General features: G+C 38.4%; 26 protein-coding genes, 1 pseudogene and 2 riboswitches. Of the genes and pseudogenes, 25 read left to right on the top strand and 2 right to left on the bottom strand.

The features are described 5' to 3' along the window. Positions 1-343: 343 nt before the first annotated feature. The 13 genes from IGI37_RS16350 to tnpC all read left to right on the top strand — a co-directional run bounded on the left by IGI37_RS16350 (position 344) and on the right by tnpC (position 13,863). Positions 344-4,702, top strand: coding sequence for a pectate lyase-like adhesive domain-containing protein (locus tag IGI37_RS16350; RefSeq protein ID WP_438763126.1), 4,359 nt, complete (start codon positions 344-346; stop codon positions 4,700-4,702). A 16-nt stretch (positions 4,703-4,718) separates the two neighbouring features. Next, a complete protein-coding gene (locus IGI37_RS16345) occupies positions 4,719-5,063 on the top strand; it encodes a hypothetical protein (RefSeq protein WP_438763125.1) in 345 nt (114 codons plus the stop codon). Beyond that, positions 5,044-5,844 carry a WxL domain-containing protein gene (locus IGI37_RS16340; protein WP_438763124.1) on the top strand — a complete coding sequence of 267 codons (801 nt, stop codon included), beginning with the start codon at positions 5,044-5,046 and terminating at the stop codon, positions 5,842-5,844. The genes IGI37_RS16345 and IGI37_RS16340 overlap by 20 nt, the downstream gene beginning before the upstream one ends. A gap of 31 nt (positions 5,845-5,875) precedes the next feature. Further along, positions 5,876-6,724, top strand: coding sequence for a WxL domain-containing protein (locus tag IGI37_RS16335; RefSeq protein WP_438763123.1), 849 nt, complete (start codon positions 5,876-5,878; stop codon positions 6,722-6,724). A gap of 129 nt (positions 6,725-6,853) precedes the next feature. Then, a complete protein-coding gene (locus IGI37_RS16330; protein ID WP_438763122.1) occupies positions 6,854-8,023 on the top strand; it encodes a DUF916 and DUF3324 domain-containing protein in 1,170 nt (389 codons plus the stop codon). 49 nt (positions 8,024-8,072) lie between these two features. Continuing rightward, positions 8,073-8,735 carry a hypothetical protein gene (locus tag IGI37_RS16325; protein ID WP_438763121.1) on the top strand — a complete coding sequence of 221 codons (663 nt, stop codon included), beginning with the start codon at positions 8,073-8,075 and terminating at the stop codon, positions 8,733-8,735. Between the two features lie 6 nt (positions 8,736-8,741). Continuing rightward, positions 8,742-9,434: a signal peptidase I gene (gene lepB, locus IGI37_RS16320; RefSeq protein ID WP_438763120.1), complete on the top strand. Its 693-nt coding sequence runs from the start codon at positions 8,742-8,744 to the stop codon at positions 9,432-9,434. Positions 9,435-9,442: 8 nt separating this feature from the next. Beyond that, positions 9,443-10,162, top strand: coding sequence for a signal peptidase I (gene lepB / locus IGI37_RS16315; RefSeq protein ID WP_438763119.1), 720 nt, complete (start codon positions 9,443-9,445; stop codon positions 10,160-10,162). Between the two features lie 81 nt (positions 10,163-10,243). Beyond that, complete coding sequence (locus IGI37_RS16310; protein WP_438763117.1) at positions 10,244-10,585, top strand: DUF7006 family protein; 342 nt, start codon at positions 10,244-10,246, stop codon at positions 10,583-10,585. Between the two features lie 94 nt (positions 10,586-10,679). Then, entirely contained in the window at positions 10,680-11,186 is a 507-nt protein-coding gene (locus tag IGI37_RS16305; protein ID WP_438763116.1) for a TetR/AcrR family transcriptional regulator, read from the top strand. Between the two features lie 429 nt (positions 11,187-11,615). After that, the gene (locus IGI37_RS16300) at positions 11,616-11,798 is read left to right on the top strand and encodes a hypothetical protein (protein WP_438760623.1); all 183 of its coding nucleotides are present in this window, start codon (positions 11,616-11,618) and stop codon (positions 11,796-11,798) included. Between the two features lies 1 nt (position 11,799). Beyond that, entirely contained in the window at positions 11,800-12,153 is a 354-nt protein-coding gene (gene tnpB, locus IGI37_RS16295) for an IS66 family insertion sequence element accessory protein TnpB (RefSeq protein ID WP_438759491.1), read from the top strand. A 117-nt stretch (positions 12,154-12,270) separates the two neighbouring features. Then, positions 12,271-13,863 (top strand): IS66 family transposase, encoded by a 1,593-nt coding sequence (gene tnpC, locus IGI37_RS16290; RefSeq protein WP_438763647.1) that lies wholly within the window; start codon positions 12,271-12,273, stop codon positions 13,861-13,863. A 98-nt stretch (positions 13,864-13,961) separates the two neighbouring features. Here tnpC and IGI37_RS16285 read toward each other — a convergent pair whose 3' ends face one another. Further along, positions 13,962-14,693, bottom strand: coding sequence for a response regulator transcription factor (locus tag IGI37_RS16285; RefSeq protein WP_438763114.1), 732 nt, complete (start codon positions 14,691-14,693; stop codon positions 13,962-13,964). Positions 14,694-15,375: 682 nt separating this feature from the next. On the opposite strand from IGI37_RS16285, the gene IGI37_RS16280 reads away from it, so the two are divergent. Beyond that, the gene (locus tag IGI37_RS16280; protein ID WP_438763113.1) at positions 15,376-15,693 is read left to right on the top strand and encodes an ATP-binding cassette domain-containing protein; all 318 of its coding nucleotides are present in this window, start codon (positions 15,376-15,378) and stop codon (positions 15,691-15,693) included. Positions 15,694-16,155: 462 nt separating this feature from the next. Here IGI37_RS16280 and IGI37_RS16275 read toward each other — a convergent pair. Further along, a pseudogene (locus IGI37_RS16275) lies at positions 16,156-16,305 on the bottom strand (DUF3788 family protein); the annotation flags it as partial. Positions 16,306-16,560: 255 nt separating this feature from the next. Here IGI37_RS16275 and IGI37_RS16270 point away from each other — a divergent pair. The 11 genes from IGI37_RS16270 to IGI37_RS16220 all read left to right on the top strand — a co-directional run bounded on the left by IGI37_RS16270 (position 16,561) and on the right by IGI37_RS16220 (position 24,974). After that, complete coding sequence (locus IGI37_RS16270) at positions 16,561-17,322, top strand: formate/nitrite transporter family protein (protein WP_438763111.1); 762 nt, start codon at positions 16,561-16,563, stop codon at positions 17,320-17,322. 260 nt (positions 17,323-17,582) lie between these two features. Next, positions 17,583-17,744: riboswitch (cobalamin riboswitch) on the top strand. A 127-nt stretch (positions 17,745-17,871) separates the two neighbouring features. Beyond that, positions 17,872-18,588 (top strand): hypothetical protein, encoded by a 717-nt coding sequence (locus IGI37_RS16265; protein ID WP_438763109.1) that lies wholly within the window; start codon positions 17,872-17,874, stop codon positions 18,586-18,588. Between the two features lie 22 nt (positions 18,589-18,610). Further along, positions 18,611-19,372: an adenosylcobinamide-GDP ribazoletransferase gene (gene cobS / locus IGI37_RS16260; protein ID WP_438763108.1), complete on the top strand. Its 762-nt coding sequence runs from the start codon at positions 18,611-18,613 to the stop codon at positions 19,370-19,372. Beyond that, positions 19,369-19,938: a histidine phosphatase family protein gene (locus tag IGI37_RS16255; RefSeq protein WP_438763107.1), complete on the top strand. Its 570-nt coding sequence runs from the start codon at positions 19,369-19,371 to the stop codon at positions 19,936-19,938. The genes cobS and IGI37_RS16255 overlap by 4 nt, the downstream gene beginning before the upstream one ends. 71 nt (positions 19,939-20,009) lie before the next feature. Then, positions 20,010-20,513: an ECF transporter S component gene (locus IGI37_RS16250; RefSeq protein WP_438763106.1), complete on the top strand. Its 504-nt coding sequence runs from the start codon at positions 20,010-20,012 to the stop codon at positions 20,511-20,513. Then, positions 20,510-21,082, top strand: coding sequence for a bifunctional adenosylcobinamide kinase/adenosylcobinamide-phosphate guanylyltransferase (gene cobU / locus IGI37_RS16245; RefSeq protein WP_438763104.1), 573 nt, complete (start codon positions 20,510-20,512; stop codon positions 21,080-21,082). Before IGI37_RS16250 ends, cobU begins: the two co-directional genes overlap by 4 nt. 15 nt (positions 21,083-21,097) lie before the next feature. Beyond that, a complete protein-coding gene (locus IGI37_RS16240; protein WP_438763103.1) occupies positions 21,098-22,060 on the top strand; it encodes an ABC transporter substrate-binding protein in 963 nt (320 codons plus the stop codon). Further along, the gene (locus IGI37_RS16235) at positions 22,053-23,060 is read left to right on the top strand and encodes a FecCD family ABC transporter permease (RefSeq protein ID WP_438763102.1); all 1,008 of its coding nucleotides are present in this window, start codon (positions 22,053-22,055) and stop codon (positions 23,058-23,060) included. Before IGI37_RS16240 ends, IGI37_RS16235 begins: the two co-directional genes overlap by 8 nt. Further along, positions 23,057-23,821 (top strand): ABC transporter ATP-binding protein, encoded by a 765-nt coding sequence (locus tag IGI37_RS16230; protein WP_438763101.1) that lies wholly within the window; start codon positions 23,057-23,059, stop codon positions 23,819-23,821. The genes IGI37_RS16235 and IGI37_RS16230 overlap by 4 nt, the downstream gene beginning before the upstream one ends. Positions 23,822-23,955: 134 nt before the next feature. Then, complete coding sequence (locus IGI37_RS16225) at positions 23,956-24,396, top strand: EutP/PduV family microcompartment system protein (protein WP_438763100.1); 441 nt, start codon at positions 23,956-23,958, stop codon at positions 24,394-24,396. After that, a complete protein-coding gene (locus IGI37_RS16220; protein WP_438763099.1) occupies positions 24,393-24,974 on the top strand; it encodes a cob(I)yrinic acid a,c-diamide adenosyltransferase in 582 nt (193 codons plus the stop codon). Before IGI37_RS16225 ends, IGI37_RS16220 begins: the two co-directional genes overlap by 4 nt. 511 nt (positions 24,975-25,485) lie before the next feature. Further along, positions 25,486-25,635: riboswitch (adenosylcobalamin (AdoCbl) riboswitch) on the top strand. The last annotated feature ends 41 nt before the right edge of the window (positions 25,636-25,676 follow it).

Below are 25,676 nucleotides of genomic sequence, written 5' to 3'. Positions count from 1 at the left end.
TTGCGTATCCCTTGTATATCAAGGAACAACCTGTTTTTTCTTAGATTTAGTTCTTCTAAGAGAAAAATTTAAATGTTTTTTTATGAGTTCAATTAGCACAGATAAGTTATTTTATCTCATTTCATTGAGAAAATCTATAAATTGAACTGGTGAAAATTGTGTAGTATTTATTCGCCGAAAATTAGGGTATTCGCTTAATTTTCTTGTTTTGTGGAGCTAGAATTTTCTTAAGTAATTTTTATAAGTAAATTAGTTATTTTTTGTTTTTTTATAAGTATATCGTCAGGATATAGAATTTTTATAAAAGATAGGGGAGTGGTGATACTTGAAAGGAGGTGAAAAAATGAAAAAGAATGGAAAAATCTATTATTTAAGTCTTGTAGCATTTGTTGCATGTACATTGATTGGGCTATTTTTTGTCAAAGGGATTCAACCAATTCAAGCAAAAGAAGAGCCGTACCAGTTGTCTCTAATTGAGACAGAGGATGGCTATGCTTTAAAGCTTACGGTAGAAGAGAATGACGAAAAATACATATTGAAACTAAAAGGGATGGAAGTAGACGAAGAATTCGCTGCAAAAGAAGAAGCTGATGAAGCAGACGTAGTAGAATCTGAAAAAAACTTTTCAAGCTTCGAAGTAAACAGAGAAAAAGGCTTAGAAACAATTACCTTTACCTTCTCTAATACACAAAAAGAGCATCTAATTCCTGTTGTGTCAGAAGACTTTTCTAAGGCAACGGCAGCACTGATTTCTGGGGAGAAAGAGGTTGTCTCTTGGAAAGAACCTAAAGAAACTGAGTCTTCGTCCAGTAGAATTGAGAGAAGTTCGACAGTATCTGAGTCTACAAGTGAGACCACAGAAACTACAAAGACTGAAGAGTCTGAAAGTCAATATTTACCAAGCAAACCTTCAATCAGTGAGCATATTCAGTCGATTGGTGATAAGACAGAACATGCAACACCAGCAGCTATCTATGCTGAGGCAACTCAAAGTAAGTTTATTCCTGCAACTGCGGCAGAGATTGCCGCACGAAATGCAACATTTAATTCACAACATGGAAATTTTAATCCAAATGCTAATGTGAAAAATGTGTCGACTTGGGCTCAGTTTTACAGTGCCTATAATGATCAAACAACGACAAAAATTGTTTTGCAAGGGAATATCACAGATCCTTCTACAGGAACTGCTACAAGGTTAACTGAGAGAACAAAATCTATCGAGATTGATGGACAAGGATATACCCTGTATCTAGAAAGAGGGCATAACTTGAAAACCCATCTTAAACCAAGTTCATTCACTGAAAATGGAAAGGGTCGCGCGGTTTTCCATATGCATGATATTGTGGCTGCTCAAGGGATGCATGAGTATGGTGATTCAAGTACTGTTTCTGGTTGGAGAAAGCTGTCAATTCCTGAACAAGCTGGTTCATGGTCATTTATCAGTGGTGATGGAATTGCAACCAATACTGGTGAAAATTGGTATTATCGTTTTGGAAATATCAAAACGATTCATGATCCTCAAACTGCTCGTGGGGTAGCTCGTTTAGCGCGCGCTTATTCTGGCGAAGTGACGATGTATGGTCATAATGAAATGCCAACGATTGCAGAAAATTTCTATGCAGGGAGTGTTATTGCTGAGCCCGGAACGTTTTGGCTGAATACTTGTACACACTACGATTATTCTACTCTATGGTTTGAGCATCCAGCTGATGCTGATGATACCGGTGGAACAAGAGAATACACTGTAGGTCAAAATTCGTTTATTTACTCTCGAAATACAAGTACGGGGCCTACATATCCTGCTATTTACCAACATTATGGAACAATGACTATTGGGGAGAATGCCACTTTCAACGCTAACATGCAAGGGAATGCGGTACGTTTCGATGATAATAAATCTGGGTTTGTTTTAAAAGCAGGAGCTACGGCTAATCTTTTAAGCCGTGGTGGTGGTTCTGTTGTGGCTTATGAAGCAAGTAACGCGACTTTTGAAGCAATGCCAACTTCTAGACTGTACGTTGTTGGTCAAACAGAGGCAAAGGCAGCTATTATATCTGGTCAAGGAATAATTGATATGGATGGCTATGCAAATGTCCAAAAAAACAACAAGTTTATCCTTAATTCGCCTGAAGCATTTGATATTCGGAACAGAAATGGTCATTTGGATGTTAAGAGTCGAGTACTTGATTTAGGGTCGGATGCTTCAAACTCATTCGAGATTATTTCTTCCGATATTGACATCTGGAAAAATTCAAGTGCTGTTTTAGGACCGTCTGATTATACATATGAAAAAGTTGCAAGTGCTAAATATGTTGGCGCAACGCCGAGTTCAAGTGATGCAGGGCTACGGGGTGTATTAGCCTCGCTAACCAATAAAGGATTTAGACGGATTTCTGGAATGAACATGGCACCGATGACTGAATGGTTACCGGTAACTGATGCGGATAAAACTTATGGGGTTAGAGTTATCATAGGTTATACGCCAAAAGATTCTTTTGACCAGTATGGAAATGCTGTTATGATGCCAGTCTATGCGTCAAAAGATCAAGCAGAAGTAACCTTTGTTGATACCTTTGGGAAGACACATGTGGTTAAAACAGATGCTGATGGTTATGCCAAGGTCACAGATACCAAATTTAACAAAGCTGGTGGGAAAATTACAGCTTTAGCCAAACGTGGTCCATGGATTCAAGAAGTCATAGATGAGACGACAGTTGTCGATGTTACCCCACCTGAGCCACTCCGAGTGACTGGAAATGCAATCGCAGCAGGAACCCCAACCTTAACGGCAACGGGTGTTGAAGCGCAAACAAAAGTGAAAATTTCAATTAATGGTGGGACTCTGATAAATGCTGGAACTGTGGCGGCTAATGGAACATGGAGTTATAAAGTAGCACAATCACTTAAAAATGGCGATACAGTAACTATTTATTTAGAAGATACTTCGACATTGCCAAGTGGATTTGATACGACAGGATTAGAGAGAACTAGAATAAGCTCTGGAAACCGAAATCCAAGCCAAGCGGTCAATTACCATGATGCAACATTCAAAAAAGCAACGACTTATACAGTTAACAAAACTGAGATGTCACCTGAAGTAGAGTGGCTACCTGTGACCGATGCTGACAAGAGTTATGCAGTGAAAGTAATTGTCGATTATACAGATAAACCTGTCTATGCGACAAAAGACCAAGCTGAGGTTACTTTTGTCGACACGTTTGGGAAAACACACGTAGCAAAAACAGATGCGAATGGTGTAGCAAAAGTGACTGATACTGTCTTTAACAAGGCAGGAAGTAAAATTTCTGCATTGGCGAAACGTGGAACGTTGATTCAGAATCAAAAAACTGAAACAACCGTTATAGATGTTACTCCACCTGAACCAATCAAGTTATTGAATCCTCAAATTACTAATGCGGATAAAATGATTTATGCACTTGGTGCAGAACCAAATGCAAAAGTGAAGATTTCCATTAATGGTGGTTGGTTGATGGATGCAGGGACAGTAACCTCTTCTGGGTACTGGGTTTACAATTTACCATTTTATTTGGAATTTGGTGATATGTTGACGATTTATCTTGAAGATACGTCAACACTACCGGGTGGTTTTAACACGACTGGCTTAGAAGCAACACGTACTGCTACAGGAAACCGAAATCCAGAAATGGATACAGTTTATCATGACGCAACATTCAAAGCTGCTTCATCTTACTTTGTTATGGACGTTCTACCAGACTCTGCGACGATTACGAAATCTGTTGCTTTAGAAACTGGTGGCAAAACTACGCAAGTCGGGGATACGTTACTCTATACCATTAAGGTGAAGAATACCAAGGACGCGTTCTTTAAAACGACCTGGAAAGATGTCAAGATTGAAGATATTTTAGATGAACATCTTGACTTTGATCCAACAAGTGTAGAAACAGCAGGGATTACTCCAGCTGGTACAGCATTTGTCTATGATGAAGCAACACGTAAGCTAACTATTTCAATCGGTAATCTGGCAACACAAGCTGAAAAAACAGTAACATTTAAAGCGACTGTTAAGCAGAGTGCGAATGGACAGATTATCCCAAATAAAGCTAAAGCGATTGGCTTCACACCACAGGAAGCAGGGACTTTTGTTCCAGGTAATGTAACGAATCCGACTTACAATACCTTTGAGGTTGAGACTGCAAAAGCCGTTGAAAATCCTGGCGGGCCTGTTATTGGTGGTTCGTTAACTCTTGTTTCTGCACCGGAGAAAATTGATTTTGATATCCATAAAATCAATGAGAAATCGACATACGTGACAGCGCCTGTCTACAGCAATCCTTTAACTGTTGAGGACACACGTTCAGCTAGTCAGAAAGCACCATGGCATATTACGGTGAAATTGACGCAAGAATTGACAGTAGTTAATGAGAACGGCGTTTTAGGTTCTTCTATTTTGAAAAACGCTATACGCTTCAAAAACGGTGATGATTTAATAATCTTAAACGAGCAAGCTACGCCAATTCTCGGCAATGAGTACACCCAGCCAGATGCCTCAGGGATATTTAACCTAAGCAATGGTTGGTCAGATACCAAAACAACAGATGGCTTTGAATTGTACGTCCCTGCTGGAAAAGTAGAGAGCACAGGGAATTATCAAGCGGTGATGGAGTGGAATATTGAAAATACGCCACTTCCAGCAGCTGCTAATAGTTTGCCTAAAGAATAGATAAGGGGTATTTATAATGAAAAAAATCGTTCAGTCGATGCTTATTATCGTACTCTGTTCTTTTTCGTTGCTCTTGTATACAAACTCTAGCTATGCAAATGAAAAGGATGGCGGTTCGGTAAAAAGCCGAGGAACCATTTCCTTTGTGGAAGGAAGCCAGAAACCTGGGGTAGTCAAGCCAACTCCCGTCGATAAAAAACCGACGCCGAGTCCCTCAGGGAAAAGTTTTCCAAAAACTGGGGAATTGGTAACTAAAAGTCTCTGGATTAGTGGAGTAATTCTCTTATTTATAGGGTGCTACTTCATAGTTTTTAAACGAAAAAGTCAGGAGGATCAACAGGATGAAGAACATCTCTCTTAAAACATTCTTACTTGGTTCACTAGCAGTTACGTTAGTGGGTCCTCTGGCTGTAACCGTTCAAAGTGCTTCAGAAAATTCAAGCGTGTCTAATAATGGCACAATTACGTTTTCTGGCGAATACGATTGGGAGAGAGTCGACCCAGAAAATCCTGGGAAAATTGTCAATCCAGGCGAGAGTGAGACAGCTGGGAAGTCATTACGAATTGATTATGTACCAACATTGGATTTTAATCAGCAAGTTATTTCTTCTGAAGATCAGTTGTATCCAGCCAAAGCCCAATTGTTTCATGATGAGACGCCAGCCCGTGCGAATTATGTACAAGTTAGTGATTTCAGAGGAACCGGTAAAGGTTGGACATTACAGCTTTCACAAGACTATCAATTTCGTAATCCAGACGATAAAAATATCATCTTGAATGGCGCAGTGATTTCATTGAACCATTCATGGGCTAACTCAGCAAACCAAGAAACTGGAAAGCCAGAGGTCCAAAAAGATGTAATTGAAATGATGCCAGGTACGACCTATGACTTAGCGACTGCTAAACCAGGAGCTGGGGAAGGCACATGGTTAATCTCATTTGGCGCTTCTGAAACCAACAATCAATCAATGAATTCTTCATTGGAACAACTGTTGGTCGATAAGAAGCCCGTGACGGATCCCGTCTATAAACAGGATGTATACGTAAATCATTCTGTCTCCCTACTCGTACCAGGAAAAACAGAAAAAAAAGCAGTGCCTTACCAAACGGTGTTAACTTGGACCTTGTCCGAGCTACCATAAATATTTTTTATACATAATAGGAGGAAACAAAATGAAAACAAGAACACTATGTTCAGCAGCTTTACTAGCATTAGTAAGCTCAGCAGTATTATTACCGGTAGGAGCTTCAGCAGCACCAGTAGAAAATCCAGTACCAGCAACAGGAACAGGATCAATTACTTATACGCAAGGGAACGACGAACCAGACGTGCATATCCCTGGTAAAGATGGTGAAGAAGACAAAATTGATGAGCCAAGCACTCCAGAAGACTGGAGCCCATTAATGGTCATTGCTGCATCACCACTAAATTTCAAAGAACATAAAATTGGTACATTCACACAAGAGCAAACATACTATGCTAGTAACTTTACTACAACTAGAACAAATTCTAAACAAGAAGTAACTATGGAAAACTTTGTGAAATTCCGTGATATTCGTGGGGTTAAAGACCATAATTACACAGTATCAGCACAATTAACAAAACAATTCACATCAGCTACAGATCCAGAAGTTTTCCTTAAAGGGGCTGCAGTAAATTTTGCTAATGCTGAATTAGTAACTACAGAAACAAATGGAGAGAATAAACCAGACTTTACTGGAGCAGATGATGTATTCATGACAGCATTCACTGTAGCACCGAATGCAGCAACTGGAACAGTTTCTGACACACAAGCTGGCGACTCAGTAACGGTATTGTCTACGAAAGGTGAAAAAGGCTTCGGCGTATTTGATATCAAATTTGGTGACATCACTAAAGCTGGTTCAGTTGAAGGAAAAACTCAGTCTGAAGAATCTGTGTCATTAACTGTGCCACATACAGCACAATTAGTAGCAACTACTTACCAAGCTGAAATTACTTGGTCAATCGCTGAACTTCCAGCAACTGGTTCAGAAGCATAATTTTAATTTAGTTAAAAAGAAAAAAATAGTTGGTACAGGAGAAATCCTGTACCCTATTTATTCATAGTAGGTTGAGAGACAAAATCAGGCAGCTTTTGTGTCTTAATCTCGAATGAAAAAGGAGGACTTATGAAGAAAAAAATTATTGTATTGCTCACAGTCCTATGTGGCATATTTTTAGTACCTAGTGTTACTCATGCAGATGAGAAGACAAAGGAATCAACTAATACAACTACCGAGAACAACCCGACAGGATTTGAATATCGAATCGAGTATCCAGAGAATCAAATTGCTGAAGGGGGAGGACTGGATTTAAAGATGACCCCGAGTCAAAAGCAGACGGTTAACATTATCATAAAAAATACAGGTGATAACCCACTGACTTTAGTAGTTGAATTAAATAGTACAAAAACGAATTCACAAGGAGTCCTAGAGTGGGGACCAAGTATCGTCGCAAAAGATTCATCTTTAAAATATGATTTTGTTGATTTAGTGAAGGTTCCATCAGAAATTACAGTGAAAGCAAAAAGTGAAGGGAAGATTCCTGTTGAAATTACCATGCCTGAAGTGTCTTACGATGGGGTGATTGCGGGAGGAATTCGTATGATGATGAAAGATCAGGGTGAAGTCGATAAAAATGCGACCATCATCAATCGTTATGCGAACTTGATTGGTGTCTTATTAAAGGAGACTAGTACGCCAGTTCAGCCAGAACTAAAAATGAACAAAGTATACGCTGGATTGAGTAATTATCGTGGTTCTATCTTTATTAATTATTCAAATATCAATGCCATCTTTGTTTCTGATATGAGTGTAGAAGCTCAAATCTTTGGTAAAGATTCAGATGAAGTTTTGTATGACAAGAAACAAAGTAACATGAATATGGCACCAAATTCTCAAATCACCATTCCTGTAAGTTTAGAAGGCGAAGAGATGAAAGCAGGAGATTACCGGGCCAAAATAGTTGCTAAAATCGGTGAGAAGAAATGGGAATGGACCGAAGAATTCACTATTACAAAAGAAGAAGCTGACCAGTTTAACCAAGAAGATGTTGGTGTGATTCAAGAGCGAGGGATTGATTGGCAATTAATCGCTATGATAGCAGGCGGTGGAGTGGTCCTTTCAGTAGCGGTATTTTTTGGGATTCGTACTTTGAATAAAAAGAAACAGAGAAAACTTGCAGAGGCACGCAAACGTCAAAAAAAAGCCCACAAGTCTGTAAACGAAAAAGAATCAAGACCAGAAAAAAAGAAAACAAAGAGTGCAACACGTCAAGCAAAAGAAACAAAAAATAAATGACGATAGGCACCCTTTCTAAAGTTAGAAACAAGAAGATGAGGAGAAGAATATGAGCATTATCGATTGGGTATTTATTGCTTGTATCAGTATTTCTATTTTATGTGGTGTATTTGGGGTGTTCTTTTTCATCCGCATAGTTTACACAAAAAAAGAGCTCAACCGACTTTTAGGCATAACGCCACCAAAAAGAAAAAAGAAAAAGCGTCTGTGGATGAGAAAAATTAAGCAGCTCAAACAGACGATAAAAAAGCAGCGAAGCACATCCATTTCCTTGTTTCTGATTGGTTTATTGTTGGTAGGTGCTGGCTTTGGTGGACGTTATTATCAGTCTACGGCTCTTTCAAAAGAAGATACAGCAGCAATTGTGAGTGGGTATTATTTAACGACAGAGATAAAGGGGCAGTTAGCTTTAATTGAGGAGGATCCGAGTCGAGCGCGAACCAATATTACAGAACTTTCTGGTCGAATGGCGAGCTTCGGGATTAAACGGGCAGATGGCCGAATCAATGTTGAGGGGCAGCGATTATTAAATCGATACTACAAACAAATGAAAGAATTTGGGTTAAATATTTCTGGTGAACTGAACTATGTATTGGAGGAACCGGAAAGGCGTCAGAGTTATGAAAAGGATTTAGAAGCTATCCTAAAAATTCAGAAACAAGTGACGGAGCACTTTAACTTGAAAGAAGACGCATTATCGAAACGAGAGTGATCGTCTATGAAGGAAGAATGTAACGAACAACTGAGTAAGGGGCCAAGAAGTAAGAACATCCATTCAACTAGATGCACGGGGCAAAAGAAAGCTGAGTTGACTAAAGAACAGCGGTTAGCCAAACGTGAACGGGCGCACTATTTGCGCAAAAAACGCTGGCTGATAGAGAAACGTCGGAAACAAGCACGCAGGCAAACGATTCGTCTTGCACTTGTTTCCATCGGCAGTGGCTTACTTTTTATGGGAGGAGTGTTTTTCTACTTCTTCTCAGTCACTAAGGTATATGGATATAGTATGTTGCCTACCTTAGCTGATGGAGAGTTAGTGATTATCAACCGTCAAAAAGAAATAGGGCGCTATCAGTTGATTGCTTTTTATACAGAAAAAGGGGATATAATAGTTCGCCGCGTGATTGGTTTACCTGGTGAAAAAGTCGAGCTACGCCAAGACAAACTGTATGTTAATGACGAAGAACGAGTTGAGTTTTATCTGCCCAAAGAGTCTATACAAGCAGAAAATTCTGTACAGTCTAGTGAGGCTTCGGACCAAGAAGTCGAAGGGATTCAGTCAGTCCCTGAAAATACTTATTATGTGTTAGGTGATAACAGAGCTTATGCGACAGATAGCCGATACTTTGGCCCTGTGTCAAAAGAGAAGATTGTCGGAGTGATTTTAATGCAGACAGCTAGAAGGGAGTAACTGAGAGGATGGATAATGAAAAGCTATCAAGAAAAAGGCCAAAAAAGAAGCAGCTAGATAAAAGCATGCCAATAGTTACAGCCCCTCTTTCGCTTACGACAGTTACTAAGAACAAGGACGCACAAAAACGTAGAAAAAAGAAACGTCAAACCAAAGAAGAGAGCATTACGTACAAAAAACGTAAGGCTGCTTACTTAAAGGAAAAAAAAAGGCGTCAAATTCAAAAAAAACGGCTGAAACGAATTTTTGAGAGTCTACTAGTAACTTTGGGTGCGTTCATACTTCTATTTATCTTGTTTAGATTGCGTATTCATCGAGTATCGGGAACTTCTATGATTCCGACATTAAATGATAAAGAAATTGTCCTCACAGAAAAAACAAAAACGATTCAACGTGGGGAGCTTATACTGTTTAAGCTAGCAGGTGAGAAAGAAACCTATGTCAAGCGAGTAATTGGTATGCCTGGGGATGCTATTTGGTTAGTGGAAAACACTTTGTACATCAATCCTTATATTAAGACGGCTACAGTTGTCTCTACTTCTGAAAATAAGCTACCAAACGGAACGACTTCAATCGAGTTGAAAATGGAAGAATTGAAAGGTATTCAAGGGTTTAGTCGAATTCCCGCTGATTGTTACTTTGTTTTAGGCGATAACGCGGAGCACTCTATTGATAGCCGGACATTTGGATTTGTTACAAAGAAGATGGTAGAAGGGAAAGTTTATTAGAACAGTTGAGGACTATGGGAGCTGCTCAATCAAATCTATACTTAGTATACAAGAAACACTGTAGCAGTAGGGGGATTGGAAATGGAGTTAACTCATTCAGATTATTTAAAACACTTCAAAATGATTTATGAAGATGATCATTTTCAACAAAGATATCCTAAATTATCAAAAAAAATAGATGAGATTTGTGAATCTATCGAAGTAACTATACAAGAGGTTGCTAGTCATAACATGTTTTGGAGTATTGGAAAATTACAGGGATATGATGCGCGACTTCAAATTTTACTTGAGTTAAAAGGAAAATTAGCAGAGGAAAAAGTAATAGAGATTGCAGAAATGAGCTATGAAACGTATGCAAAAGAGCAATTTGGATACAAACTAAATGAGGAAACGCCAATTTCAATATATATGATAGCACAATAAATTTTTGTAGGGGGCCCTTTAAGTTTAAGTAATCAGAAAAACATTAGAATTGAATTTATTCATAATGAATAGGTCACAGAATGGAGGACTAGACATGAGAAGAAGAAAATTTACATCGACCCACATTATCGATGCTGCTTATAAAATAGCTATGCAAGAAGGATATAGCAGTATATCAGCTAGAGGCCTAGCAAAAGTGATGGAAAGCTCAACACAACCTATTTACGTTGAATTTGAGAATATAGAAGTATTGAAAGAAACTTTGATTCAAAGAATACTTTCGGGTATTCATCGAGAATATTTTTCTCAGAATGTATCACTGATGGATTATATCAGTGCTTTGGGTAGTTTTCTTTATGAAAAACCAACAGTCTATTTATCTTTACTTACTGATCGAATGACAAATGAACGAATCCAGAAATTTTTATATCGCCAATATCTTCAGAGTATTGATGGACTAGATTTGTCTCAGCAAACAGAACACTTGATATATAGTCATGTGTTAGGTGCGTTATCTGCTTGTCTAAATATAGAAAATAAATTAGATAAAGAAACCTGGATTCAATCAATTCAACAACAAGTCATGCAAAGTTATTTTTAGGGAGCACATTGGTTTTGTTTTCCTATATTTGATCGTATTAGCGAAAGGACAGAATAGTGATTGAAAAGGCAGTCCATTATTTTCAAGTCACGAATGACCATCAGATAATTTGTTCAAAAAATTTTGTTTGGTTATCTCGGATGAAGAGGATACAAATTAGCGTGAATTGTGCGATTTATTTATAAGCTACAGGATGTTTCGTATCTTTATAAGAGACGTCCTGTAGCTTATAAACGTTTTTACAAGAGAGAATCCGGATTTTTTCAGCAGCCTCAAGATATAGAGGCTCTTTTTTATGGACTCAGATTAATTAACCATCGAAGTTAGGAACAGGGATGGTTTGTTCGTAAGTGCCTAATAACTAGGTACCTATAATTAAGCAACACCTCCGAGTATACTTGGCTTAACAAGTAAATTGGAGGTGTTTGTTTGACCAAGACAAACGAAATTGTACCCATTCAGATTCATACACAGCCAGACCAGAAACAAAATCAGAAAGTAGCGAGTGCGAAGCTAGCTGCACGAATAAAAAGAAAAGATGGCTCTGAAATACATCTTTATAATGGTATCAGTAGTTATATTCTTGCCGCAGTGCTTAGGGAGTTGAGATGACGTGCTTCTTGATTTCACTAAAGTAAAGAACTTGTATATCGTCACTGGGAAAACAGACCTTCGTCGTGGAATTGACGGATTGGCGAGTCTCATCCAACAAGAGTACGAGCTAGATGTTTATTCAGATGCCCTCTTCCTTTTTTGCGGTAATCGATGTGATCGTTTCAAAATTTTGTATTGGGATGGTGACGGCTTCCTCTTATGTTATAAAAGGATTCAAGATGGCCGACTCAAGTGGCCTAGAAAAAAAGAAGAGGTTCGACAACTAACTAGTCAACAAATTCGTTGGTTATTTGAAGGGTTGGACATCGATCAACCCAGGGCGATAAAGCCAGGGAAAAGAGGCCAATTCTAATAGATAAAAACCGTAATAAACATTGATTTAATGCGGTTTTTATCTGTTTTTTTGTTCTAAAAAATGGTATAATAAAGGGAAGGAAAATAGATAGAATGGTGGTGGATTTTTTTGGATATATCGACAGATGTAAGTTCAACAAATAACGTTGAGATTGATGTAAATGTCTTACTTGAACTTTTAAAAAATCAGACTGAAACGATTGATTCTCTAAAGAAAACCAACCAAGCATTAACCACCGAAATTCAACTACTGAATGAAAAACTCAACTACTTTATGAATCGCCAATTCGGGCGCTCAAAGGAAACTATTTCCTCAGATGTTAGTGGTCAATTAAATTTATTCACAGAGGAACTCGAAGAGGCCTCTATATTTACCGTACCCAAAGAAGAAAAACCGGCCCCTGAAAAAAAGTCTAAAAGGAAGAGTGGCCAAAAAGCTGAGAAAATCGCGCACCTTCCTTTAACTGAAATACACCATGAACTTCCACAAGAAGAACGTTCTTGTGAACAGTGTGGTACTCAAATGATTGATATCGGTACAACAAAATTACGTGAAGAGGTCCGATTCCATCAAGCAATGTTGGATCGATTGGCTCACATTCAACACACTTATTGTTGTAAGGCATGTGAAAAGGCAGATGTTTCTTCCTATAAGAAGGCACCTGTTCCTAAACCAGTCGTCCCAAATAGTTTAGGCTCAAACAGTATTATTGCGGAAACAATCCGTCTAAAATTCGGTCAAAAAAGTCCAGCGAATCGCCAAGAAATTTATTGGCGAGAAACACTCGGACTCGATATCTCACGCGATAATATGACAAACTGGCATATCAAAGCTTGTCATCATGCGTTAGATCCGGTTGCCGAACGATTCAAACATTATTTGAATCAAGAAGAGATTCTTCATGCAGACGAGACGAGCTATCAAGTGATTCAGAGTAAAAAAGCAAAAACCTATTACTGGCTCTTCTCAACCGGGAAACATAGTGCACAGCCTATTGCCTATTACCATCATGCAGAGTCTAAATCTGGGACAGTACCGAAAGAGTTTTTGTCTGACTTTAAGGGGTATCTTCATTGTGATGGCTATGCAGGGTATAATTATGTAACGGATGTGAAGCTCGTCTATTGCCTTGCGCACGCACGTCGAAAGTTTTTTGAAGCCATTCCAAAAAATGGTAAGGCCGAACATACGCCAGCAGTTGTCGCTGTGAAAATGCTTGACATCTGGTTCGAGCTGGAACGTAAATGGAAGGAAGTCACCATTGAGGATCGTTTTGATAAGCGTCAAGCTTATCTGAAGCCATTAGTGAATAACTTTTATGAATGGTTAGATACGTTCGTTGCCGTCCCCAAATCGAAGCTAGCGAACGCCGTTGAATATGTACGGAAGATACGAAGCGGTTTTGAGCGAATCTTTGAGGATGGACGATTGGAATTAAGTAATAATTTGGCCGAGCGTCACATAAAAGAGCTGGTGATTGGGCGAAAAAATTACATGCATTCCTGTAGTTTAGAAGGCGCACGAACATCAGGCGTGATTTTGAGTATCTATCGAACGGCAGTGGCTAATGGTCTCGACCCGATTCGGTATATAGAATTCCTATTTGATCGCGTGCCAAATATGGAGACGCTATCAGATGAAGGGTTAGATGCCTTACTTCCTTGGAAACCAGACGTTCAAGCTTTATGTACAACCACTTACAAATAGACCAAATAACCTAAGCTTAGTATAAGACTTGGGTTATTTGGCGTGTAGGTACTATTTTATTAGGCACTTACGTTTGTTCGCCATGTGTCTGTTTTTACTTATTTTTTGTTTAGAAAGTTTCCGATGTTCTTCATTGTCACATCTTTATACGCTCGACTAACGGGAAGCTGTAGATCGCTAGAGGCAGTTAGATTTGAACGTATTTCAGAAAAGGGATTCTCCATAAGGATGTACGTATAGGTATAACACCGGATGTAATTTAAGTTAATGATATAAGCAGAATGGATTCTGATGAATGCCTTTTCATCTAATTCGTTTAAAATAGCCTGCATAGTCATATTGGTTTTTAGCAGACCGTCCGCATGATAAATATAGGCTGTTCGACCTTTCTTTTCAAAATAGATAATTTTTGAAATATCAAGAACATAACCGACTCTTTTGTAGGTAAAGTGAAAATATTTTTTATCTATTTCAAGATAATGTGCGGCTCTCTGTAACATTAAGCTAATCTTTTGTTTCGTGATAGGTTTTTGGAGATAATCGAATGTTCGAATCTCAAATACTAAAGGCATGTATTTATTGGAATCAGTCAGGAACACAATAAGAGAGCTGGGAGAAATATCTCGGATTTGTTTAATCCTATCAATCATCTGATAGCCCTCTGATTCGAGGCTTATAATATACAATTCAAATGTTTTGTTGTTTTCCTCAACATCGCGCTTTAAACGATTTATATCTGAGTAAGCCGTATATTCTACCGTGTTTCGATTTAAAATATCTTCCAACAGATTTAAATCAAAAAGGTTTTCTTCATAAATAGCGATTTGCATAATTTCCCCCCAATAAAAACTATATATTTACTTTCATATGTGTCTTATGTAATAAATAATTTGTAAGCCGTCATATTTGGTTACTTATCGAAAAAATTGAAATTATGTATGTAATAGGGGAGCTTCTAATTGAGGTAAATAATTTAGAGAGTGATGTAGAATATGTATATTTTATTGGGACTACTTGATTAAAGAGAGCACGCTTGGTTGGTAAACATTAACGATATCTATGTAATTAAAGTTCAGTGTCCGTTAAAGTGAGTATGAACTAGAAATCACTAGAATGCAATGAAACAAGTAGTTTCTAATTCTATCTTAATGTTTACCAACTGTTACTGATTAGTGGTTATCTATTACAGTATAGTTTTTTTATAGAGAGTGATGATACACTATGTTTGAAAATAATATTTTCGAGTTAATATGAAAAACAAACATTTTTTAAGCGTAACTGATAGGAACAACCGCTATTGATTGGTCATTGGATTATTAACAGTGAGATTGAAGTGGTGACTCCTTTGAGGTTTGGGACGAGGAGAAACTATCATATTTACCAAGTTGGAGCATACACATTACTTGCGGTAAGTGTGATTTCAATTTTTCTTGGATTGTTTGTAATCAATAGTCTTATGATTGGTTGGCCCGATGATTTATCAGGCATATTACTCATGTTGAACTTTATTGATTGAAGGACTATTATAAAAGAATTCAGGGTCATGAAGTATTACAAAATATCAATCTTATGTTGAAATCTGGCAATATTTATAGTTTTATTGGTAAAAATGGGAGTGGTAAATCCATGTTGTTGCGAGCAATTAGTGGCTTAATCTACCCGACAAGTGGGTCGGTCAGTATTGATGGACAAGTGCTAGGCGACACTCTTTCTTTTCCGCCAGAGATACGAATTCTGATTGATATGCCAAGATATTTAAACAATCTTACAGGATTTGAGAATTTACAATTTATTGCCTCTCTTCAAAAAAAGTTACAGATGAAGAGATAAAAATGGATGAATCGGTTTTCATTGCCTGTAGATAAGCAAACATTTCGTAAATATTCAGTTGGTATGAAACAAAAAGTATTATTCAAGCCTTAATGGAAAACCTCAGGCTGCTACTTTTGGATGAACCATTTAATACTTTGGATGAAGAGAGTGTTAATCAGTTAAGAGACATCCTCTTAGAGTTGAAGAAAGACAATGTTCTGATTGTCATGATCTCACATAACAGGGTGGATCATGAGTTACTATAACTATTAAAGAGGGAGACTTAGTCGAGTGAGCATGGCAAAACAAGTAGTAGAGGGTATATTCCAGATACATAGCGTCTAAGACATTAAATGATGGCTGTCTTAGGCGCTAAATTTAATTGTAAGGAAAATTTTCAGAAAGCCCAATTTATCTGTATATTTGGTGGAAGCACAGAGGCTGGAACATAACTTGTGGATTTATGTTCCAGCCTTGTTTTATCCGAATAAACGGTGGATACAGAAGCAACTCCTTCGGAAATAAGCTGAAATTCACAAAAATTTGAAGAGCAATTTCCGTGAATTCCTTCTTATTTCTCGGAGTTAAACACTTCTGTCCCAACCTCTCGTTTTCATCGTTGTTTATAATTTTTTTTAAGGAATATGACAAATTTTTCGTGAGCGAAAAAAATTCTTTTTCGATCCCCTAAAAATTCCTTTGAGCTCACTCATAAATTGTAGTAAACTAGCTAGGTGATTAATTTTTCTGTTCTTTTGTGAAAAATGTAACTAGTTATTTTTTAAAAACTTTTTGAGAATCTTAATGATAGCCATTATTTTCGATAGACTCAGAGAATAGTAAAGATTAATAACCAAGTGATGCAAACTATGAGGAGATGTCAAAATGTTAAATCCAAGCGAAATTTTAGAACAGAGTATAGGAATGGGAAGACAGAAAATTGAGAAACCTTTACTAACCAAATTAATTTTGGGCTTTATTGGTGGAGCGATGATTTCACTGGGCTATCTAGCCTATATTCGAGTGTCGGCTTCTATTTCAGTTGAGCTGCCGAGTATTGCAAGTCTAGTTGGAGCGAGCGTTTTTCCTATCGGACTGATTGTTATTTTATTGGCTGGAGGCGAGCTGATTACAGGGAACATGATGGCTGTGAGTACGGCGTTTTTTGCAAGAAAGGTTTCCTTGATGGAGCTTGTAAACAATTGGGTGATTATTACTTTGGCTAATGTCGTGGGTGCTATATTTGTCGCTTTCTTCTTCGGTCATTTCGTTGGGCTGACACATTCAGGAGATTTTCAAGCGCAAGTCATCAGTGTGGCGCAACATAAAGTAGAAAACTCATTTCTTCAATCGTTTGTATCAGGGATCGGTTGTAACTGGTTTGTGGGTCTTGCTTTATGGTTATGTTATGGGGCAAAAGATGGTGCTGGGAAGATTTTGGGTATTTGGTTTCCAGTAATGATCTTTGTTGCAATTGGCTTTCAGCATAGTGTGGCGAATGCATTTGTGATTCCAGCTTCAATTTTTGAAGGTGGGAGCACGTGGATGGACTTCCTCAAAAATTTTGTGCCCGTTTATTTAGGCAATATCGTTGGAGGCGGACTATTTGTTTCTGGTTTTTATTATCTAAGTTATAATCATCATTAATTTGGACATGCTATAGAACGGATGCTCTAGTTTTTGGCAGACAACTTTTAATTAATGAATCGACTGCCAGAATACTTTTTTGTCTGAAAGCAGATAAAATAGTTAAGCAGTCGATTTTTTTGTGGAATATTGGCGAGGTTAGGCGCCATTCTCGCTATTTGTCAAGATCCTTCGATTGACAAATAGTCATTTAAATTTATAATAAAGAAAAGAGACAATGAGGTCTCTTTGCGTATTTAAAAACTAGTTGTCAACGAAGATACAATATTGTACTTATGAAGTGTCAGGGAAAGAGGTGTGAATCCTCTGCAGACCTACCTACTGTATAGTGGATGAAACCAACAAAACCACAGAATTTGTCTGGAAGGGTTGGGAGTAAAGTGAAGCTAAGCCAGGATACCGGCTCATAAGTCTAATCATTCTTTTGTAGGAAAAAGAAGAGGCTTCGGTGATGGCATACATTTATTTGTAACATTCGATACCTGCTTTTTTCTATCAATCAGAAGAAGGCAGGTTTTTTGTATGCAAAAATCGTATTTGGAGGAGATAATGTTGCAATACCGCGATATTACATTGGTACCTTTTGATTCGCAGAGCTACCTTGCTGTTGCCTGTGATAGTAGTGCAGGGGTGGGTGAAAAGCCAGGTGATTGTATCCAATCAGATGCGCGACTAGTTGCTGCAATGTGTTTGCGTGTGCCACTGTTGGAATTGTTATGTATTGGCGCGCAACCTGTCATGATTGTGGATACATTAGGCAATGAAATGTTTCCTACTGGAGAGCAAATGATTCAAGGAATAAAAGCAGAGCTAGCAGCAAGCCCATTTTCTGATTTGCCACTGAATGGAAGTACAGAAGAGAATTTCTTGACTCAATCAACGAGTATTGGGGTTACAGTTATTGGCAAATGCTCCACTTTACCTAGTCCTCAGCTAAAGGCAGGGGCCCTTCTTTGGCTACTAGGAGAACCGCTAGTAGGAGCAGAGGTGCTAGAGCATTTAGATTCCATCGTTGATTATGCTTGTGTTCAAGAGCTATTTAGTCAACCAGGCGTTTTAGATATGTTGCCTGTGGGGTCAAAAGGAATTCAATATGAAGCAGGTGAAATGGGCAAGCCCCATCATTTGTATGTACGATTTGAAGACACCGAGGTTGATTTAGTGAAGAGCGGTGGACCTTCGACGTCTCTATTGATTGCGGCGGAACCAGAAGTTGATTTATCGACAGTTCCTCAAGTCAGATTTCTTGGAAGGTTTGTAAACTAGTTAGAAGAAAGAGTAGGTTGGTATGATAAAAAGTATGATTGCTTATTTTCAGTTTTTTACACGTCTAGTGATTCCGATCGAGTTGGATGAACCGCTCGTACAACTAAAAAAAGGAAGTAAGTTTTTACCTATTTTTGGGTTGTTAATAGGAATAATCGAAGGGTTTATTTATTGGGGGGCAGCCACAATTTTTACGCCGATTATTGCTTTCGTATGTGTTTTGTTTTTTGATGTTTTGTTTACAGGAGCGATGCATCAAGATGGGTTAGCAGATATGGCGGATGGTTTGTATTCTTCAAGGACGAAAGAGCGAATGCTCGAAATAATGAAAGATAGCCGCCTAGGGACAATGGGGGCGTTGGCCCTGCTTTTTTATTATTTATTTATGTTCAGCATTTTTAGTAGTTATACGACATATTTTGTTGGAGTAAAGGGTGTTTTATTGATTTTGGGAATGAACATTGCAGCAAAAAATAATTTGACCTTACTGTTTTTTAAGATGACCTATGCAGGAGCATCTAAAAGTGGGTTAGGAAAAACTTGGGAAGGGGTCTCTGTTTGGGAAATTATTTTGGCTCAAGTTATTTCGCTGGGACTGTTGTTAGTTATTTTCCAAATAGCTGGGCTAGTGGCTTATATAGCCGGCGTCAGTGTTACTTTGATTTATCGAATGTTTGTATATAAAAAAGTTGAAGGAGTCAGTGGGGATACTTTAGGTGCTATTGCTCCGATTAGTTCGGTGGTTTTCCTGTTAACTATTTGCGCAGTAGGAGGTATTGGATGAGAATCTCTTTTATCCGTCATGGTCAAACTGATTATAATAAAAAGAAACTGTTTTATGGCTTAACCGATATTTCTATCAATGAAACAGGCCGAAAGCAAGCGCATCAAGCAGCTAATAAAGTTGTGGCCTTTCCAGTTAAGCAAGTGTTTAGCAGTAAAATGAAACGAACGATTGAAACAGCAAAGATTCTTTATCCGACACATCGCATTCAGGAAAAAGATTACTTGAATGAATGGGGGTTTGGTTTATGGGAAGGGCTAAATGCAGATCAAATTCAAGAACGTTTTCCCATAGAATGGCAAGCATGGTTGGATGCCCCTTTTGACTATACACCCCCAGGGGCTAAACCATTTAAACTGTTCGAAGAAGCTATGCTTAATGGATTTCAAGAGCTAATTTGTTTGAAGCAAGATATTGCCATTGTCACTCACCTAGGGACCATCCGTGTGTTATTGCATGGAATTTTTCCAGAAATTGATTTTTGGGCGATTGATTTGGATCAAGGAAACGTGACGGTTATTGACTGTCAAAAAGAGGGCTTCCAAAAAGTTAAGTGGAATGAATGAAGAAAAGCGCTACGTAAACGAGCCTATTCGTTAACTAGTTAAACCAATCAATTAGTTTGGAGGAAACAAAAATGAGTTCTGTAAAGATGAATAAAGTTCAAAAGCTTACGACCGTTAGTTTATTATTAGCGTTGATGATTGTCGGCTCGATGATTAAATTTTTCGGCTCAATCGCCTTAGATTCATTAGCGGCTTTTGTTGGGGCGGCGTTGTTTGGTCCTGTAATAGGACTTTTTCTAGGGGTAGCAGGACACCTGTTGACGGCAGTGATTTCTGGCTTCCCCTTAAGCCTCCCTGTCCATTTACTGGTAGCAGCAATGATGGGGGTATGCCTATTTGTTTATGGTTCTGTTTGGCGTAAAGAAAGAGGGCGCCGTTTGTTAGCGGATGGATTGGCTTATTTAATTAATGTACCACTAGCTAGCCTTTTCTTAATGCCTTTACTAGGTATGTCCGTTTGGTTATTATTTGTTCCGTTGAGTTTAGCGACGCTGAGTAATCTGATTTTAGCAGAGGTTGTACTATCTGGACTAACAATGATAAAACCAGTAGAAAGTCGAGGAAGAAAATTTTGAGTTTAACATTAATTACCGGTGGGGCAAAGAGTGGAAAATCAAGTTTTGCAGAGGAACTGCTTGAAGGAAAGAATATTTCTTATATTGCGACCAATGTCCCTCGTTTCTTTGATTCTGAGATGGAGGAACGAGTAGCACGTCATCAAAAACAACGAGATAAAAATTGGCACACAGAGGAACGTTTTTTGGAGATTGGTTCATATTTAAAAGAAAATTACGCAAGATATGATGGATTTTTACTAGACTGTGTGACCTTGCTGACCACGAATCTTTTTTTTCACTATTTAAAAAAAGAGGAACAATCCATCGAATTTGAAGAGTTAACCACTGGTCGTCTAAACCAGTTAGAAGAACAAATTTATGAGGAGTGGGAAACGATTCTTCAAGTGATAAGTGAGCAAGAAATTCCGATTTTAATGGTCACAAACGAAGTCGGTTCAGGTGTCGTACCTGAAAGAAAAATGGGGCGCTGGTTTCAAGATGTATTGGGACGTGTGAATCAAAAAATAGGAAAAAAAGCAGAGCATGTATATTTTGTTGTCTGCGGCATTCCGCAAAAAATAAAGTAAATGAGGAGAATAGGAATGAAAAAAATTAAATTAGTTATATTAGCAATGAGTTTGTTTGTAGGGTTAGCAGCCTGTGCAAAGGCAGATACAGAGGCAACAAAGGAGTCGACTTCTGGGCAAACGGAGGAAGTCGTTTTGCCAAAAGAAGATCGTGGAGGAAATGCTATCTCTCTGCCTGAGAAAGTCACAAAAATTGTTTCATTAGCCCCCTCTATGACACAAGTGATTGAGGATCTTAATCGCGGGAACCAACTATTGGCGATTGATGCGCAAAGTGCCACACTATTTCCCGACATGGCTGACTTGCCGCAGTTTGATATGATGGCGGTGGATGCAGAAAAATTAATTGCATTACAGCCTCAAGTGGTTTATATTACGGATGTAAATGAAGCCGCCTCTGAAAATATTTGGAAACAGGTGGCAGATGCAGGAATTACGGTGGTTAGCATTCCGACAAGTACCAGCATCAAGGACATTGAACTAGATGTCCAATTTATCGCCGACTCTTTATCTGAAACCAAAAGAGGAGAAGCTTTGGTTGAAACAATGAAAAAAGACATTGATGAAGTACGGACAATCGGTGAAAAGATTACAGATAAGAAAACCGTTCTGTTTGAAATTAGCGGACTTCCTGAGATTTACAGTTTTGGTAAAGGGACCTTTTTAAACGAAATGATTGAGATGATTGGTGCAGAAAATGTCTTTTCTAAAGAAGATGGCTGGATTCCTGTAACAGAAGAGGCTGCGATTGCTAGTAAACCAGATGTGATTTTGACAAGTGTGAATTATATGGACAATCCTGTAAACGAAATTTTAAATCGTAAAGGTTGGGAACAAGTTCCAGCAATCAAAGAGAAAGCTGTTTATGAGGTGGACAATGCATCTAGCTCATTACCAAATCACCATATTGTCAAAGCGTTAAAACAAATGGCAAAAGAGATTTATCCAGAAGAATATAAGGAGGTTGTCAATGAATAAGGTGAGAAATTTACTCATCTTGGTTATTTTAAGTCTAGTCGTTCTTTGTTTAGGTATTAAAATAGGAAGTGTCTCAATTCCTCTTTCTGACTTGGTGAAGATTCTATTCAATCAAACGGCAGGAGTTGATGAGATGGTTACGAGCATCGTTAAAAATGTCCGATTACCACGTGTTTTGATGGCTTATTTGGTTGGCGCTGGAATTGCGGTTAGTGGAACAGTGATGCAATCCTTATTAGGAAACCCACTCGCTTCCACCTATACTTTAGGTGTCTCGTCAGGGGCTTCATTAGGTGCAGCACTTATTATCATTACAGGTGTTACAGTCTCTTTTGTCGGCAGTTTATTATTACCTGCGACAGGCTTCCTGTTTGGTTTGTTGACCGTTCTGGTTGTTTTAGTTTCTACGCGGTCAATGGATAGTCAAATGTCTAATCAGACAGTGGTGTTAGTTGGGATGATTATGACCTTATTTGTTGGGGCGATATTGACGATGTTGACCGCTTTATATCAAGATCATTTAAAACAATTGGTCTTTTGGCAAATGGGTAGTTTCTCTGGGAGCACTTGGGGGAAGATACAAATTTACTTGCCAATTGCTCTTGTGAGTATCTTTTTACTATGGGCGAATGCTTCTTCATTAGATGTCTTAGGATTAGGAGAAGAGCAGGCGATGATGGCCGGTGTTGAAGTGAAAAAAACAAAATTTCGAGTGATTCTCTTGTCGACCTTATTAGCTGGAAGTGCGGTCTCTTTTGTTGGTGTAATTGGGTTTGTGGACTTAGTTGCGCCTCATGTGGTTCGTCGGTTTGTCGGGTCGACACATCGTTGGTTAATCATTGGCTCAGCTTTACTTGGAGGGATTTTGATGGTGGTAGGAGACCTTATTTCTCGGACTCTTTTATCCCCCAAAGAAATTCCGATTGGGGCCGTGACTGCTCTGATTGGTGCGCCGTTTTTTATGTATGTCTATTTTAGAAAGAGAGGGCAAGAAGGATGATTCGTTTAGAAAAAACTTCTGTGACTATTCAGCAAAATAAGATTCTTAAAAATCTCTCTTTACAAATAGAAACGGGTGCGCATGTCTGCATTCTAGGTCCTAATGGCTGTGGTAAAACGACCTTATTAAAGACGATAGCTGGAGTGCTTTCTTATGAAGGAAGCGTCTCTATTGACGGTAAAGAGGTTGCTCGGACGAAACGAAAGCAATTGGCAAGCAAGGTTGCTATGATGAGTCAATTTACGAATGTTGCGTTTGACTACACAGTTTTTGAAGTTGTCATGATGGGGTGCTATCATCAACAAAAAGGATTGTTTCCGCAGAATTTAGCCGAGGAAAAAAAGCGAGTCTTAGATTGTTTAGAACAAATGGATCTACTTGAGCTCAAGGATAGGATTGTCAATCGTCTGTCAGGAGGTCAACAACAGCGTGTATTTTTAGCACGACTATTTGTCCAAAACCCCGAAATCATTTTATTAGATGAACCGAATAACCATTTGGATATCCGCTATCAACGAGAATTGATTCAAAATTTGAAAGAGTGGGGAAAGCAAGAAGGAAAGACGATTATTGGTGTCTTTCATGATATTCGATTAGCGATTACGTTAAGTCAAAAGGTGATTTTTGTGAAGGATGGCGAAATCGTTCAACAAGGAGACTTTTTGGAAATCGCCACCAGAGAAAACTTGCAGGAAATTTTTGAGTTGGATATCGTTACCTATTTCCAGAAGCAACATGAAGTTTGGCAAAAGATTCAATAGATTTTGACAATGGATTTTAAAACAGGTAAGATGAAGAAAAGAAAAGCACAATGAGGTGCGATAAAATAGTGGCAATGAGGCCTAAAGAATGGAGCAGTGACTCTTTCTTTAGGCTTTTTTTGGAGGAGAGAAGAATGAAGCGGATTATTTTTATGGGGGCAATTGGCTGTGGAAAGACGACCTTATGCCAAGCACTCCAAGGCAAAGACTTGACATATGATAAAACGCAAGCAGTTGAGTTTCATGCCGAAATGATTGATACACCTGGGGAATTTATCTTACATCGACAGTACTATAATGCACTCAATGTAACTGCTGCTGAAGCGCAGGTGATTGGATTGGTCCAAAGCGTGACTGAGCAAGAACAAATTTTTTCACCAGGATTTGGGACGATTTTTCCGAAGATAATCATTGGAATCATTACCAAAACAGATTTAGCGACAGATGAAAAACAAATTCAACGAGTCTATAACCAATTGAAAGAAGCAGGTGCGACTCGCATATTCGAGGTATCTTCTTTTGACAAAGTGGGAGTAAAAGAATTAATTGACTATTTGGAGGAGGATGACAAATGAAAATTTATACGAAAACAGGCGATAAAGGGATGACTAGACTTGTCGGAAGTAGCGAAGTCTCAAAGGATTCAGATCGTGTAGAAAGCTATGGAACAGTGGATGAGTTAAATTCTTGGGTTGGTTATGTGATTACACAGCTTCCTGTTGGACAGACGGAGGTTCAACAAGAGTTAAAGGTAATTCAAAATTTTTTATTTGATGCGGGTACAGATTTAGCGACACCGCTAGAAGCCAATCGTCCTATGAAGCTTCAAGCTCAAAGTATCAAATGGTTAGAAGAAAGAATTGATTATTATACGGCCCAATCTCCGGATATCGATCGTTTTATTTTACCAGGAGGAACAAAGGGTGCTAGTGTGGTTCATGTGGCACGAACCATTGCTCGGCGTGCAGAGAGATGTATTGTTCGGTTGAATTGGACAGCGAAAACAAATCAAGAAGTGTTAATCTTTGTTAATCGGCTTTCAGATTATTTTTACGCGCTGGCTAGATACTTGAATGTCCAAGAAAATCAACCAGACGTGTTCTACGAGAGAAGTGAAAAAGTTTTCCATAAAATTAAAGAAGAGGGAGTATAATTTTTTTATGAAAAACTTGTCCTATTGACTGTTGCAGGTTGTTACAGAGGTTTATGAATGATTTTTTTGTTTTTTGAGGACTATCGTAAGGTGTATGCTGACACTTCAAAATAGAATCTTAGTCTAATGAATGGTTATTTTTGGATAAGTGAGTCTCTATTTATCCGAATAAACAGTGGGTACAGAAGCAACTCCATCTGCACTGCGCAAAAAGACTCCGATCTCATCAATCTCTAAAGGTGAAACACCTTAAGAATTGAAGGACTGCGTTCCGCTCTCAACAACTTCTACGCATGGGACATGCTAGAGTTGAAGGTTCTTATTGCTGTAAAACACAACGAAGTATGAGTTGATGTTGCACAGTACCTAATCGGTGCTGTAAAACACAACGAAGCATGAGTTGATGTTGCACAGTACCTACCCGGTTCTCGGAGTTAAACACTTCTGTTCCAACCTCAATTTAGAATAGGGTTGCTTTTAAAAAAAAATTGTGATACATTTCAAGTAGATTAATCAAATATTTTATGAAGAGTTTGAATGGAAGCCAGTGAGAATCTGGCACGGTCCCGCCACTGTGAGAAAGCAATGCTGCTTTTAAGTCAGGTCTTTTCAATTTTTCATTATTGGGCATGCTGTTTCGAGGCAAAACAGGATGTTTGTTGACCTACCTTGTGTTGAAAATCCAGCCCAAAAATATTTGTA

It is taken from the genome of Enterococcus sp. AZ194, from assembly GCF_051713825.1.
In the GTDB taxonomy this organism is placed as follows: domain Bacteria; phylum Bacillota; class Bacilli; order Lactobacillales; family Enterococcaceae; genus Enterococcus_K.
The sequence above is the reverse complement of the archived record's forward strand: the minus strand, read 5'-3'. Positions and strand labels throughout refer to the sequence as shown.